General features: G+C 68.1%; 11 protein-coding genes. 7 read left to right on the plus strand and 4 right to left on the minus strand.

All coding sequences use genetic code 11. The features are described from left to right. Nucleotide 1: 1 nt before the first annotated feature. From D8S75_RS05020 to D8S75_RS05040, 5 genes are all read left to right on the plus strand, one after another. Entirely contained in the window at nt 2-1,969 is a 1,968-nt protein-coding gene (locus D8S75_RS05020; protein ID WP_119964861.1) for a heme lyase CcmF/NrfE family subunit, read from the plus strand. Then, on the plus strand, nt 1,966-2,490 hold the full coding sequence (locus D8S75_RS05025) for a DsbE family thiol:disulfide interchange protein (protein ID WP_119964862.1): 525 nt from the start codon (nt 1,966-1,968) through the stop codon (nt 2,488-2,490). The genes D8S75_RS05020 and D8S75_RS05025 overlap by 4 nt, the downstream gene beginning before the upstream one ends. Beyond that, nucleotides 2,487-2,954, plus strand: coding sequence for a cytochrome c-type biogenesis protein (locus tag D8S75_RS05030; protein WP_119964863.1), 468 nt, complete (start codon nt 2,487-2,489; stop codon nt 2,952-2,954). The genes D8S75_RS05025 and D8S75_RS05030 overlap by 4 nt, the downstream gene beginning before the upstream one ends. After that, nucleotides 2,951-3,814, plus strand: a complete 864-nt coding sequence (ccmI, locus tag D8S75_RS05035) for a c-type cytochrome biogenesis protein CcmI (RefSeq protein ID WP_119964864.1) — start codon at nt 2,951-2,953, stop codon at nt 3,812-3,814. Before D8S75_RS05030 ends, ccmI begins: the two co-directional genes overlap by 4 nt. Before the next feature lie 88 nt (nt 3,815-3,902). Beyond that, nucleotides 3,903-6,188, plus strand: a complete 2,286-nt coding sequence (locus D8S75_RS05040) for a TonB-dependent hemoglobin/transferrin/lactoferrin family receptor (protein WP_119964865.1) — start codon at nt 3,903-3,905, stop codon at nt 6,186-6,188. An 88-nt stretch (nt 6,189-6,276) separates the two neighbouring features. Here D8S75_RS05040 and D8S75_RS05045 read toward each other — a convergent pair whose 3' ends face one another. Beyond that, entirely contained in the window at nt 6,277-6,672 is a 396-nt protein-coding gene (locus D8S75_RS05045; RefSeq protein ID WP_119964866.1) for a VOC family protein, read from the minus strand. A 143-nt stretch (nt 6,673-6,815) separates the two neighbouring features. Between D8S75_RS05045 and D8S75_RS05050 the strand changes: the two genes are divergently transcribed. Continuing rightward, complete coding sequence (locus D8S75_RS05050; RefSeq protein ID WP_119965103.1) at nt 6,816-8,093, plus strand: amidohydrolase family protein; 1,278 nt, start codon at nt 6,816-6,818, stop codon at nt 8,091-8,093. Between the two features lie 13 nt (nt 8,094-8,106). On the opposite strand, the gene D8S75_RS05055 is transcribed toward D8S75_RS05050, so the two are convergent. Beyond that, nucleotides 8,107-9,237 carry a GGDEF domain-containing protein gene (locus tag D8S75_RS05055; protein ID WP_119964867.1) on the minus strand — a complete coding sequence of 377 codons (1,131 nt, stop codon included), beginning with the start codon at nt 9,235-9,237 and terminating at the stop codon, nt 8,107-8,109. A gap of 156 nt (nt 9,238-9,393) precedes the next feature. Continuing rightward, on the minus strand, nt 9,394-10,107 hold the full coding sequence (locus D8S75_RS05060) for a YebC/PmpR family DNA-binding transcriptional regulator (protein WP_119964868.1): 714 nt from the start codon (nt 10,105-10,107) through the stop codon (nt 9,394-9,396). Between the two features lie 174 nt (nt 10,108-10,281). Between D8S75_RS05060 and D8S75_RS05065 the strand changes: the two genes are divergently transcribed. Then, entirely contained in the window at nt 10,282-11,511 is a 1,230-nt protein-coding gene (locus tag D8S75_RS05065; RefSeq protein WP_119964869.1) for a spore maturation protein, read from the plus strand. Between the two features lie 64 nt (nt 11,512-11,575). Here D8S75_RS05065 and D8S75_RS05070 read toward each other — a convergent pair whose 3' ends face one another. Then, a complete protein-coding gene (locus D8S75_RS05070) occupies nt 11,576-12,904 on the minus strand; it encodes a protein kinase domain-containing protein (RefSeq protein WP_119964870.1) in 1,329 nt (442 codons plus the stop codon). Nucleotides 12,905-12,914 lie beyond the last annotated feature (10 nt).

The following is a 12,914-nucleotide window of genomic DNA, read 5'->3' on the forward strand; positions in this document are numbered from 1 at the left end:
CATGATTCCCGAACTAGGCCATTTCGCGCTGATCCTGACCCTGCCCGTGGCGCTGGTGCTCGGCCTCCTGGGCGTTGCCGGCGGCCAGACCGGCCGCGCCGACTGGATGGCCCTGGTGCGGCCCGGCACGCAGGCACTCTGGGTGCTGACCGCCATCGCCTTTGGCAGCCTCACCTATGCCTTCTACGCGAACGACTTTTCTGTCGTCTACGTGGTGCAGCACTCGAACACCTCCCTGCCCACGATGTACCGCATCGCCGGCGTCTGGGGCGGGCACGAAGGCTCCCTGCTGCTCTGGCACTTCATGCTGGTCTCCTGGATGCTGGTCGTCTCGATCTTCTCGCGCCAGCTGCCCGATGCCATGCTGTCGCGCGTGCTGGGCATCCTGGGCCTGGTCGCGGTGGGCTTTCTGCTGTTCATGCTGCTGACCTCCAACCCGTTCCTGCGCCTGATCGATGCGCCCGCCGACGGGCGCGACCTCAACCCGCTGCTGCAGGACCCGGGCCTGGTCTTCCACCCGCCCATGCTGTACATGGGCTACGTGGGCCTGGCCGTGCCCTTTGCCTTCGCCATCGCCGCCCTGCTCAATGGCCGGCTCGACGCCGCCTGGGCCCGCTGGTCGCGACCCTGGGCCACGGCGGCCTGGGTGTTCCTGACGCTGGGCATCGCCCTGGGTTCCTGGTGGGCCTATTACGAACTCGGCTGGGGCGGCTGGTGGTTCTGGGACCCGGTGGAAAACGCCTCCTTCCTGCCCTGGCTGGTGAGCGCGGCATTGATCCACTCGCTGGCCGTGACGGAAAAGCGCGGCCTGTTCCGGCACTGGACCATCGTGCTGGCCATCACCGCCTTCTCGCTCAGCCTGCTGGGCACCTTCCTCGTGCGCTCGGGCGTGCTCACCTCGGTGCACGCCTTCGCCACCGACCCCCGGCGCGGAGTGTTCATCCTGATCTTCCTGTCGGTCGTGGTGGGCGGCTCGCTCACGCTGTTCGCCCTGCGCGCCGGCAAGGTCCGCTCGGGTGGCGCCTTTGCCCTGTTCTCGCGCGAAACCTTCCTGCTGGTCAACAACGTGCTGCTGACCACGGCAGCCGCCACGGTGCTGCTGGGCACGCTGTACCCGCTCATCGTCGATGCCCTCAAGCTGGGCAAGCTGTCCGTGGGGCCACCGTACTTCAACGCCGTTTTCGTGCCCATCATGGTGCCGGTGCTGCTGTTCATGGTGATCGGCACCTACGCGCGCTGGAAGAGCGAGAGCGCGGTTGAAATGGCGCGCAAGCTCGGCCCCAGCGCCGTGGCATCCGTGCTGCTGGGCTGCGCCCTGCCGCTCTTGGCGGGCCCATGGTCCGCGCTGTCCGCCATGGGCCTGAGCCTGGCGCTGTGGATCGTGCTGACCTCGCTGCAACAGATCTACCGCCAGATCCGGGACACCGTACAGTGGCGCTCCACCCCCTGGTCGTTCTGGGGCATGCACATCGCGCACATCGGCATCGCCGTCTGCGTGGTGGGCGTCACCATGGTCAAGGGCTACGAAACCGAGAAGGATGTGCGCATGCGCGTGGGCGACACCGTCTCCGTGGGGGGCTACACCTTCAAGCTTACCGGCATCCGTGAAGCCAAGGGCCCCAACTACCGCGCCGACGTGGGCGATGTCGAACTGAGCCGCGACGGCAAGGTGCTGCGCATGCTGCACCCCGAGAAGCGCGCCTATTTCTCCACCACCATGCCCATGACCGAGGCGGCCATCGACACCGGCCTGACCCGCGACGTCTACGTGTCCCTGGGCGAGCAGCTCGAAGGCGGCGACAACCCGGCCTGGGCCATGCGCGTGTACCACAAGCCCTTCGTGAGCTGGATCTGGGGCGGCGGCCTGCTGATGGCCCTGGGCGGCACCCTGGCGGCGCTGGACCGGCGCTACCGCAAGAAGCGCGCGACGGCAGCGTCCACCATCGAGATCAAGGGCGCGGTGGCATGAAGAAGGCGCTGATCCCCCTGGGCCTGTTTCTGGTCCTGCTGGTGTTCCTGGCCATCGGCCTGACGCGCGACCCCCGTGTCGTGCCGTCACCCCTGATCGGCAAGGATGCCCCCATGTTCGTGGCTCCGGTGCTGCACACCCCCGAGAAGCAGTTCGCCGCACAGGACATGCGCGGCAAGGTCTGGCTGCTCAACGTCTGGGCCTCCTGGTGCACCGCCTGCCTGGATGAGCACCCGGTGCTGGTGGCGTTCGCCAAGAACAAGAACATCCCCCTCGTCGGCCTGAACTACAAGGACCAGCCCGCCAACGGCATCAAGTGGCTAGGCCGCCATGGCGACCCCTACGACTTCTCGGTGATCGACCAGGACGGCCGCATCGGCATCGACTTCGGCGTGTACGGCGTGCCCGAAACCTTCCTGATCGACAAGGAAGGCAAGATCCGCCACAAGCAGATCGGCCCCGTCACCGAAGAGGCCCTGCTCAAGACCATCCTGCCGCTGGCGCGGGAGCTGCAAAAATGAAATTCTGGCTCACCCTCCTGCTGGCGTTGCAGTGCCTGCTGCCCGCCCAGGCCAATGAGGCCGCTCCGCTGGCCGAGGACCCCGTGGTGGAAAAGCGCATGGTCGCCATTTCCGAGGAACTGCGCTGCCTGGTCTGCCAGAACGAATCGCTGGCGGGCTCGCGGGCCGACCTGGCACTGGACCTCAAGCGCGAGATTCGCGGGCTCATCAAGGCCGGCAAGAGCGACACAGAGATCATGGACTTCATGGTCAGCCGCTATGGCGATTTCGTGCGCTACCGCCCCCCCGTCAACCCCGTGACCTGGTTGCTCTGGTTCGGCCCGTTCGTGCTGCTGGTCGGCGCCGTCTTCGTGCTGGTGCGCATGGTGCGCGGCAGCCAGCGCGCCAGCGCGCCACCCGCGCTCGATGACGCGCAGCGCGCCAAGGCGCAATCCCTTCTGCAAGATCCGGACAAGCTTCCATGAGCCTTTTCATTGCCCTCGCCGCGTTCATGACGCTGGCGGCCATCGCCTGGATCGTATTGCCGCTGCTGCGCCCCGCCGCCAGCAACGGCGTGTCAAGCCAGCGCCTGAACGCCGCCATCTACCGCGACCAGCTTGAAGCCCTGGACCGCGACCTCGCCAGCGGCGCCATCAGCCCGGCCGACCACGAAGCCACGCGCGACGAACTGCAGTTGCGCCTGCTCGACGACACGGCGGAAGACCCACAGGCGGCCACCACGCCAGCGGCCTCCGGTTTCTGGGGCTCCCGCCGCATGGCGGGCCTGGTCGCGCTGCTGCTGCCCACGGTCGCGGCCGGCATGTACTACGGGCTGGGCGACCCTGCCGCGCTGAACCCTGCGGCGGCGCGCACCGCCAACGAACAGCAGGTCATCCAGATGGTCGAATCGCTGGCCGCCAAGCTCAAGGCCAACCCCGACAACCCCAAGGGCTGGGCCATGCTGGCGCGCTCGTACAAGGTGATGGGCCGCGTCGATGAAGCCGAGCAGGCCTACGCCAAGGCGGGCGCCGCGCTCGACGGCAACCCCGACCTGCTGGTCGACTACGCCGAACTGCTGGCGGTGCGGGCCCAGAATCGCATGGAAGGGCGTCCGGTGGAGCTGGTCCGCAAGGCGCTGTCCATCGACCCCGACCATCCCAGCGCGCTGATGATGTCCGGCGTGGCCGCCTACCAGCTCAATGATTTCGATGGCGCCGTGCGCGAATGGGAAAAACTGCTCAGCGTGCTCGAACCCGGTTCGGAAGACGCCAAGATGACCCAGGAAAACCTGGACGAGGCACGCGTCCGCAGCCAAGAAGCGCGCAAATCCGGCGCCAAGCCCTGAAATCCGCCAGCACCGCCACTGCGCGGCACCACGCCCATCGCGGGCGGGGGTGCCTCCTGGCCCTGTCCACCGTGCAAGCCCCCACGACATGACCATCCACCTCCCCTCCGCACCCCACCGCCCCGCCACCGCGCGCCTGCACACGCTGGCGGTGCTCGCCTCGCTGGCCTGCCTGGGCGGCACCGCCCAAGCCCAGGGCACGGCCGCCACGCTGGGCGAAGTGGTGGTGAGCGGCTCGCGCCACGAGCAGGCTGCGGACGACCTGCCGCTGTCCTACGACGTGATCGACGCCAGCACCCTGAGCGACCAGCAAAGCCGCACCCTGCGCGAGGCGCTGCAGGATCTGCCCAACGCCTCGGTCAAGCGCTCGCCAGCCCGCTTCACCGTGGGCGGCACCACCGCCAGCGCGGGGCGTGACGGCAACGTGGGCATCAACATCCGGGGCCTGGGCGGCAACCGGGTGCTGCTGATGGTCGATGGCGTGCGCATGCCGCGCAGCTATGCCTTCCGCACCACCACCTTCGACCGCGAGTACCTCTCGCTCGAACTGCTCAAGCGCATCGAGGTCGTGCGCGGCCCGGCGTCGGCGCTGTACGGCTCCGACGGCATGGCGGGCCTGGTCAACTTCATCACGCACGAGCCGGCCGACTTCCTCGCCAGCAAGGACGGCGGCCCGTCCAAGACCCTGGGTGGCCGCATCGCCGCCGGCTGGAGCGGCGACGACAACGGCCACACGCTCGCCGGCACCGTAGCCGGCCAGGCCAGCGACACCGTGCAATGGATGCTGACCGCCACCACGCGCGGCGCCCACGCGCTGGACAACATGGGCAGCAACGACGAGCCCAACACCAACCGCACCCGCCCCAACCCCCAGGACGACCGCGACAACGCCGTGCTGGGCAAGATCGTGCTGCGCCCCCATGCCGGGCAGCGCCATGTGTTCACGCTGGAGCATGTGCAGAAGAAGTCCGACGTGGACCTGCTCTCCAGCCGCTCCCCCCTGCCCCTGCGCGGCACGCCCGCACAGATCGCGGGCGCCATCGTGGACGAATACTCCTCGCGCTCCATGGAGCGCGACCGCCTGACCTGGGATGCCCGCTTCGACCTCGGCGCGCCCTGGGCCGACCACGCGCAGACCGTGATCGCCGTGCAGCGCGCCGCCTCGCGCCAGGTGGGCACCAGCGTGCGCAACACCCTGCCCCTGCGCGTGCGCGACAACTCCTATGGCGAGCGCACCTGGCAGGCCGGCCTGCAGGCCGACAAGACCCTGCGCGGCGGCGGCTGGGCGCACAAGATCACCTACGGCCTGGACCATGTGCGCAGCGACATCACCAACCTCTACACCGGCCTGGCGCCGCTGCCGCCCGAGGTGTTCCCGCTCAAGCGCTTCCCCGACACGCGCGAGACCACCAGCGCGCTCTACGTGCAGGACGAATCGGTGCATGGCGACTGGAGCCTGACCCCTGGCCTGCGCTTCGACCATTTTTCGCTCGACGTCACCAGCCAGGCAGGCTTCTATCCACCCGCCAAGCAGCCCGGGCAATCGCTCTCGGGCTCGGCGCTCTCGCCCAAGATCGGCGTGCTGTACCGCGCCACGCCACGGTGGAGCGTGTTTGGCCAGTACGCGGAAGGTTTCCGCGCGCCCGACGCGGGCCAGGTCAACGGCTACTACGAGAACATGGCCGAGCAGGTCGTCATCATCCCCAACCCCGACCTCAAGCCCGAGAAAAGCCGGGGCTTCGAGGTGGGCGTGCGTGGCCGCCTGGAACGCCTGAGCCTCGACGTGGCGGCCTTCAGCAGCCACTATTCCAACCTCATCATGGACACCGTGCTCATCCGGGGCACGGGCACGGCGGCCGACCCGCGCGTCTTCCAGACCATCAACACCGAGCGCGCGCGCATCAGCGGTTTCGAGGTCAAGGGCCAGTACGACTGGGGCCGCGTGGCAGGCGGGCGACTGGCCACCCCGTTCTCGTATGGCAAGGCGCGCGGCGTGAACCGCGCCACCGGCATGCCCATCAACTCGGTGGACCCCGCCCAGCTGGCGCTGGGCCTGAAGTACGACACCGCCGCCTGGGGCCTGCGCCTGGACCTGCGCCACCACGCCGCCAAGACCGCCCAGGACATCGACAGCGCCTCGTCGGTCAAGCCGCCCAACACGCAGTTCACCATCCCCTCGGCCACCACGCTCGACGTGTCGATGCAGTGGCGCCTGCGCAAGGACCTGCGCCTGAACCTCGCGGTGCACAACATCACCAACCGCAAATACTGGCTCTGGCCGGATGTCTATGGCCTGGCGGCATCGTCCCCCACCAACGACGCCTACACGCAGCCGGGGCGCAGTGCCCATGTGTCGCTGGTGATGGACTTCTGACCCACCTCGAAGTTATTGGCAAAAATACCATTTGAGGCTTACAAATAAAGCGCTGAATGCTATTGAAATTGCAGCATTTCAGTGCCTCTCACCCCTGGGGTGGAAGCGTGACCGGCGTGCACAGCTCCACCAATACGTCGTTGATATCGGCCACATAGGCCACCGTCTGGCCCCAGGGCATTGGCTCGGGCGCCTGCACCAGCCGCGCCCCGGCCGCCACGGCACGCTGCACGGCGGCGGATACGTCATGGGTGGTGAAAGCGATCTCGAAGCACGGCGCGCTGGCCGAGGCGCGCTGCGGCTGCTTGCCCAGCTCGGTCATCAGGCGCAACGACGAGAACGCGAGCGCCGTGCCTCCCGTATCGAGCTCTCCATAGTCGCCCGATGCATGGAGGAACCGCCGCTGCAGACCGAAGGCGGACTCGTAGAACGCCACTGTCGCGGGCACATCCGCAACGTAGAGAATGGTGTAGCCAAACTGCATGCGACAACCCCCAGGGTGCAAATCCTCGCAGCATAGTGGCATGGAGTCGCCCTGCGCCAAATCCGCTGGCGTTGATCTGCGGGCTGGCGCACCCGGGCGCTGGCGTTTATTCTCCGCATTCTTTCACCTCCGCGCTGCCCGCCATGCTTGACCTGCTTGTCCGCAACGCCACGCTGCCCGATGGCCGCGCCCAGATGTCCATTGCCGTGCAGGACGGCCGCATCGCCGAAGTCGCGCAAGGCCTTGAGGCCCCGGCCCATGACACGCTCGATGCCCAGGGACTGCTGGTCAGCCCGCCGTTCGTCGATGCACATTTCCACCTGGACTCGGCCCTGAGCTACGGCCAACCGCGCGTGAACGAGAGCGGCACCCTGCTCGAAGGGATTGCGCTGTGGGGCGAGCTCAAGCCCCACCTCACGGTAGACGCCATCGTCGAGCGCGCCCTGCGCTATTGCGACTGGGCCGTCGCACGCGGCCTGCTGGCCATCCGCTCGCATGTGGATACCAGCCATGCCAGCCTGCCGACCGTGCACGCCTTGCTGGAGGTGAAGCAACGCGTAGCGCCCTACCTCGACCTGCAACTGGTCGCCTTTCCCCAGGACGGCCTGCTGCGCACACCCGACGGCCTGTGCAACCTCAAGCGCGCGCTCGACCTGGGCGTGGACGTGGTGGGCGGCATACCGCACTTCGAGCGCACCATGGCCATGGGCGCCGAAAGCATCCGCATCCTCTGCGAACTGGCCGCTGCCCAAGGCAAGCGCGTGGACATGCACTGCGATGAGAGCGACGACCCGCTCTCGCGCCATGTCGAGACCCTGGCCTACGAAACCCAGCGTGTAGGTCTGCAGGGTCGCGTCACGGGCTCGCATCTCACCTCCATGCACAGCATGGACAACTACTACGTGAGCAAGCTCATCCCGCTGATGGCCGAGGCGCAGTTGGGCGTGGTAGCCAACCCGCTCATCAACATCACCCTGCAGGGCCGCCACGACAGCTACCCCAAACGCCGCGGCATGACGCGCGTGCCCGAACTGCTGGCCGCGGGTCTGACCGTGGCTTTCGGCCAGGACTGCGTGATGGACCCCTGGTATGGACTGGGCAGTGGCGACATGCTGGAAGTGGCACACATGGGCCTGCATGTGGGCCAGATGACCAGCCAGACCGCCATGCGCCAGTGTTTCGAGGCCGTCACCACCCAGCCAGCGCGGCTGCTGGGGCTCGACGGCTACGGACTGGCGGCCGGCTGCCACGCCGATTTCGTGTGGCTGCAGGCCCGCCACCCCGCCGAGGCCATCCGCCTGCGCGCCACACGCCTGGCCGTCTTCCGGCGCGGCAGGAGGATCGCCAGCACCCCGGCAGCGACCGCCCGGCTGGAGCTGGCGCACCGGCCCGGCAGCGTGGACTGTCTCGGCCCTGCCTGACGGCGGCGGCCTATTAGCCGCCCGGAACGGGCTCTGGCTGCCACTCCTCGACCCGGTTGCGCCCGCGCTGCTTGGCCTGGTACATGGCCGCATCCGCGCGGTGCAACACCCCTTCGGGGGTTTCGCCGGCAGCGCACAGGGTCACTCCGACGCTCACTGTGAGCGCGATCGGCCCATGCTCGGTCATCGCGGGGTGCTGCCCCACCAGAGAACACAGGCGCTCGGCCACGGCCCTGGCCCCCTCGCGGGTGGCAAGGGGCAAGGCGATTGCGAACTCCTCGCCACCAAGCCTGCCCATGAGATCCTCCCTGCGCAGGCAACTGGCGGCCAGGCCCACGAAGTGGCGTAGCACCTCATCCCCGCACTGGTGGCCCCAGGTGTCGTTGATCTTCTTGAAATGGTCCAGATCGATCACCAGCACGGGCAGTTCGGCCCGGCGGCGCCGCGCCTGGCTGATAGCCTTGTCCAGCAACGTCAGAAAGGCGCGCCGGTTGAAGACGCTGGTCAGCGGGTCCATCTCCGCCAGCCGCCGCAAGGCGCTGTGGGTGAACTCGTTGGCCAGCATCAGAATGCCAAACGCGATCAGCACCAGCGCCATGATCGCCTCCAGGATGACGAACTGCGACAGGGCCGGGACCATGTCGGCATCCTGCACGAGCGACATCTGCAGCTTGAACAGCAGGGTCCGCAACAGCACAAAAGCGCCATGTGCGCCCATGACGATCGCCGTCAGGTAGCGGGCTGGGTAGGCCTGCATGCCCCCATGCGCAAGGGTGGCGGCCGACAACCCGTAGAACACGCCAGGCCCAAGGCTCGCGGCCAGAAAGCGCATGCCCGGATGGGGCTGCACCAGCGTGAAATACAGCGCCATGCCAACCAGTACCGCGATGAACACCGCCGCCCGTCCATGGCGGGGCGGCGGCCGACCCATGTAGGCATGGCAACCCATCAGGCAGAGGTAGCCCGTCAATGACACCGCGCATTGGGTCAGCACGACGGACAGGGCCGGCGGCAGTCGCGTCCATTGCAGGAAGCTGATGCTGAACAGCAGGCCGAACAGGTACGACAGCGTCCACAGCCGCAGGCCAGGGATCTGCCGGTTGAAGTACCACACTGCAAACAGCACTGCGGTGACCATGGCCATGAGGATGGCCGTGATAGTCAGGAGGGTTGGACTGTGCACTGTGCAGAAACTCTACCGTGGCGCGGTGACCCATGCAGCGGGTTCAGAATATCCCATGCATCCAGCGCCTCCACGAGGCGCGGGGGGCCGGCTGACGCGGGGTGGACCCAGGCTCCCTCAGCCCGCCAGAGCGACGTACACATTCTGCACATCGTCGTTGGCATCAATGGCGGCGAGGAAGGTCTCCACCTCCTCCAACTGCTCTGCGCTAAGGCTCGCGGGGTCCACAGGGTTCTTCGGCCGGTAGCCCAGCTTGGCCGACAGCACCGTGAAGCCCTGGCCAGGCAAGGCACGGCTTACCAGGTCGAGGTCCGTCGGGTCGGTGATGAACAGGGTCGCGCCCTCCTCGTCGGCCGGTTCGAAGTCCTGCGCGCCGGCTTCGATGGCAGCCACCTCGGGGTCGGCACCCGTCGTGGCGGGCTCGGCCTCGATCAGTCCCACGTGGTCGAAATCCCACGCCACCGAACCCGAAGTGCCCAGTTGCCCCTTGCGGAACAGCACGCGCATCTCGGGCGCGGTGCGGTTCACGTTGTCCGTCAGGCATTCGACCATCACCGCCACGCGGTGCGGCGCAAAACCTTCGTAGATCACATGCTCGTAGTGCACCGCCTCGGTGCCCGTGCCCGAGCCCTTCTTGATGGCGCGCTCCAGCGTGTCTTTGGGCATGGAGGCCTTGCGAGCCTGTTCCACCACCAGGCGCAGGCGAGCATTCGTCGCCGGATCGGCACCACCGCGTGCCGCGACCAGAATTTCCTTCACCAGCTTGCCAAACAGCTTGCCCTTGGCGTCGGCTACCTGTGCCTTGCCCTTGGCTTTCCACTGTGCGCCCATGTTGCATGTTCCTTGTTGTCGTGGCGCGCCAGCGCGGCGGGTCACATCGGTTGCAGGCCAAGCGCAAGCGCGCGACCCGGGAGGTATGGTTATACACCCGCCGGAATGTGCTGAAAGCGGCATAAACGCAGGTAACCTTGACGCCTTCCAGACTCTCCCTGCTGCGCCCTTCTGATGCTCAACACCTTGTGGCTGGGTTTTTTTCTCACCGCCGCTGTCGCTGCACTGACCCAATGGCTCGGTGGCGGCAACCCCCAGATCTTCGCCGCCATGGTCGAGGCCCTGTTCGCCATGGCCAAGCTCTCGGTCGAGGTCATGGTGCTGCTGTTCGGCACGCTCACGCTGTGGCTGGGCTTCCTGCGCATCGCCGAGAAGGCCGGCATCGTGGACGCGCTGGCGCGCTGGCTGGCGCCGCTGTTCGCGCGGCTCATGCCGGGCGTGCCGCGCGGCCACCCGGCCCTGGGCCTGATGACGCTGAACTTCGCCGCCAACGCGCTGGGGCTGGACAACGCGGCCACGCCCATGGGCCTGAAGGCCATGCACGCGCTGCAGACGCTCAACCCCCGGCCCGACACCGCCACCAACGCGCAGATCCTGTTCCTGGTGCTCAACGCCTCCTCGCTCACGCTGCTGCCGGTCACCATCTTCATGTACCGCATGCAGCAGGGCGCGCCGGACCCCACGCTGGTGTTCCTGCCCATCCTGCTGGCGACCTCGGCCTCCACGCTGGTGGGGCTGCTGGGCGTGGCGTTGGTGCAGCGCCTGCCGCTATGGAGCCCGGTGGTGCTGGCCTACCTGCTGCCGGTGGCGCTGCTGCTCGGTGCCTTCATGGCCCTGCTCGCCTCGCTGAGCGGCGCGGCGCTGGCGCAGCTGTCGTCATTGCTGGGCAACCTCACCCTGTTCGCGCTGGTGCTGCTGTTTGTCTGCCTGGGCGCCTGGCGCAAGGTGCCGGTGTACGAGGCCTTCATCGAAGGCGCCAAGGAGGGCTTCGACGTGGCCAAGGGCCTGCTGCCCTACCTGGTGGCCATGCTGTGCGCCGTGGGCGTGTTCCGCGCCTCGGGCGCGCTGGGCTACGCGCTCGACGCCATCCGCTGGTGCGTGGAGGTGCTGGGCATGGATGCGCGCTTTGTCGATGCACTGCCCACGGCCCTGGTCAAGCCCTTCTCAGGCAACGCCGCGCGCGCCATGCTGATCGAGACCATGCAGACCCAGGGCGTGGACAGCTTCGCCGCGCTGGCCGCCGCCACCATCCAGGGCAGCACCGAAACCACGTTCTACGTGCTGGCGGTGTACTTCGGCGCCGTGGGCATCCAACGCGCCCGCCATGCCGTGGCCTGCGCGCTGCTGGCCGAGCTGGCGGGCGTGGTCGCGGCCATCGTGGTGTGCTACCGGTTCTTTGGTTGAATATTGGCAAAAACGGCCTTTAGCGCCCGCCCATCAAGCGCCAGAAGCTATCAAAGCAGGAGCATCACACGCGCGGTTCGGCCGGCGGCGCTGCCACCAGCTCCCATTCGGCCAGCTGCTCGTTGGTGGCGATGAGCCGACCCACCAGCAGCTTGATGAAGGCCTTGTCGAAGCGCGACTGCAGGTCTTCCGAGGCCTCGCGCAGCGCGGGGTTGCGAATCTTGAGCACCAGAACGTCGGTCTCGGCCACGGCGGTGGCGGTGCGCAGCTTGCTGTCGGGGCGCAGGTAGGTCATCTCGCCCAGCGTCACGCCCGGCCCGAGGGTGCTGAGGTTCCAGCCCTGGCGGCTCACGGCCACCTGCCCTTCGATCAGGATGCAGAACGAGTCGCCCGGCGTGTTCTCGCGCATCAGCACCGTGCCGCGCTCCAGGCGGCGCCATTTGCCCAGGCGCATCAGCTCCCACAACACCACGTCGTGGAAGTCGGCGAAGAACGGCAGCGCGCGCAGGCACGCGAAGCGCTCGGTCTCGGTGTCCTGCGAGCGCTGGCGCGGCAGGCTCTGGCCCAGCGCCAGCAGAGCGTCGCTCCAGTCCGTCCAGGTGGGGTAGCGCTGCGCGGCCGGCTTGGCCAGGGCGCGCAGCAGCCAGCGGTCCAGCGCCTCGGGCAGGGCCGGGCGCAGCAGGCTGGGCGGCGCGGGCTCGTCGTGGCCGATGCGGTAGAGCGTGGCGAAGTCGGTGTCGCCGTCGAACGGACGGCGGCCGGTGAGCAGCTCGTAGACCACCACGGCGAGCGAGAACATGTCGCTGTGGTGCGTGAGCGCCTCCTCGCGCACCTGCTCGGGCGACATGTACGAGGGCGAGCCCACCAGGCCCGCGAGCTGCGTGGCCTCGCTGCGCACCGAGAGCGCGGCGCCGAAGTCGAGCAGCTTGATCTCGCCGTCGTCCGTGAGCAGGATGTTGGCGGGCTTGATGTCGCGGTGCACCAGGCCCTGGCGCTGGGCGTGCTCCAGCGCGTGGCCGCACTTGAAGGCGATGTCGAGCACCTGGGCCACGGGCAGCAGCGCATCGGCCTTGGCGAAGTCCGACAGCGGGCGGCCCTGCACGTATTCGAGCACCAGGTAGGGCGGCGTGGCCTCTTCGTCGGCGTCGAGCAGGCGCACGATGTGCGGGTGGCGCAGGCGGCCCGCCAGCGCTGCCTCGTTGCGCAGCAGGCGGCGGTAGTGCTGGGCCTGCGCGGGGTCCGCCAGCAGGTGCGGGTGCATCTGCTTGATGGCCACGCGCCGGCCCCGGAAGCCGTCCAGCCCCAGAAACACCACGCCGCTGGCGCCCCGCCCGATCTCGCGCTCGATGCGGTATTTGCCGATGCTGGCGGGGAGTGCGGACGGCTCGGACATGGCGGTGCCT

It is taken from the genome of Simplicispira lacusdiani (assembly GCF_003604195.1).
GTDB lineage: Bacteria > Pseudomonadota > Gammaproteobacteria > Burkholderiales > Burkholderiaceae_C > Simplicispira > Simplicispira lacusdiani.

What these genes read in the sequence shown, in the direction of transcription:
- D8S75_RS05055 (WP_119964867.1), bottom strand. Translation starts at nt 9,237, where the DNA reads ATGGCCATGGTCACCGCAGTGCTGTTTGCAGTGTGGTACTTCAACCGG.
- D8S75_RS05065 (WP_119964869.1), top strand. Translation starts at nt 10,282, where the DNA reads ATGCTCAACACCTTGTGGCTGGGTTTTTTTCTCACCGCCGCTGTCGCT.
- ccmI (WP_119964864.1), top strand. Translation starts at nt 2,951, where the DNA reads ATGAGCCTTTTCATTGCCCTCGCCGCGTTCATGACGCTGGCGGCCATC.
- D8S75_RS05030 (WP_119964863.1), top strand. Translation starts at nt 2,487, where the DNA reads ATGAAATTCTGGCTCACCCTCCTGCTGGCGTTGCAGTGCCTGCTGCCC.
- D8S75_RS05025 (WP_119964862.1), top strand. Translation starts at nt 1,966, where the DNA reads ATGAAGAAGGCGCTGATCCCCCTGGGCCTGTTTCTGGTCCTGCTGGTG.
- D8S75_RS05060 (WP_119964868.1), bottom strand. Translation starts at nt 10,107, where the DNA reads ATGGGCGCACAGTGGAAAGCCAAGGGCAAGGCACAGGTAGCCGACGCC.
- D8S75_RS05050 (WP_119965103.1), top strand. Translation starts at nt 6,816, where the DNA reads ATGCTTGACCTGCTTGTCCGCAACGCCACGCTGCCCGATGGCCGCGCC.
- D8S75_RS05070 (WP_119964870.1), bottom strand. Translation starts at nt 12,904, where the DNA reads ATGTCCGAGCCGTCCGCACTCCCCGCCAGCATCGGCAAATACCGCATC.
- D8S75_RS05040 (WP_119964865.1), top strand. Translation starts at nt 3,903, where the DNA reads ATGACCATCCACCTCCCCTCCGCACCCCACCGCCCCGCCACCGCGCGC.
- D8S75_RS05020 (WP_119964861.1), top strand. Translation starts at nt 2, where the DNA reads ATGATTCCCGAACTAGGCCATTTCGCGCTGATCCTGACCCTGCCCGTG.
- D8S75_RS05045 (WP_119964866.1), bottom strand. Translation starts at nt 6,672, where the DNA reads ATGCAGTTTGGCTACACCATTCTCTACGTTGCGGATGTGCCCGCGACA.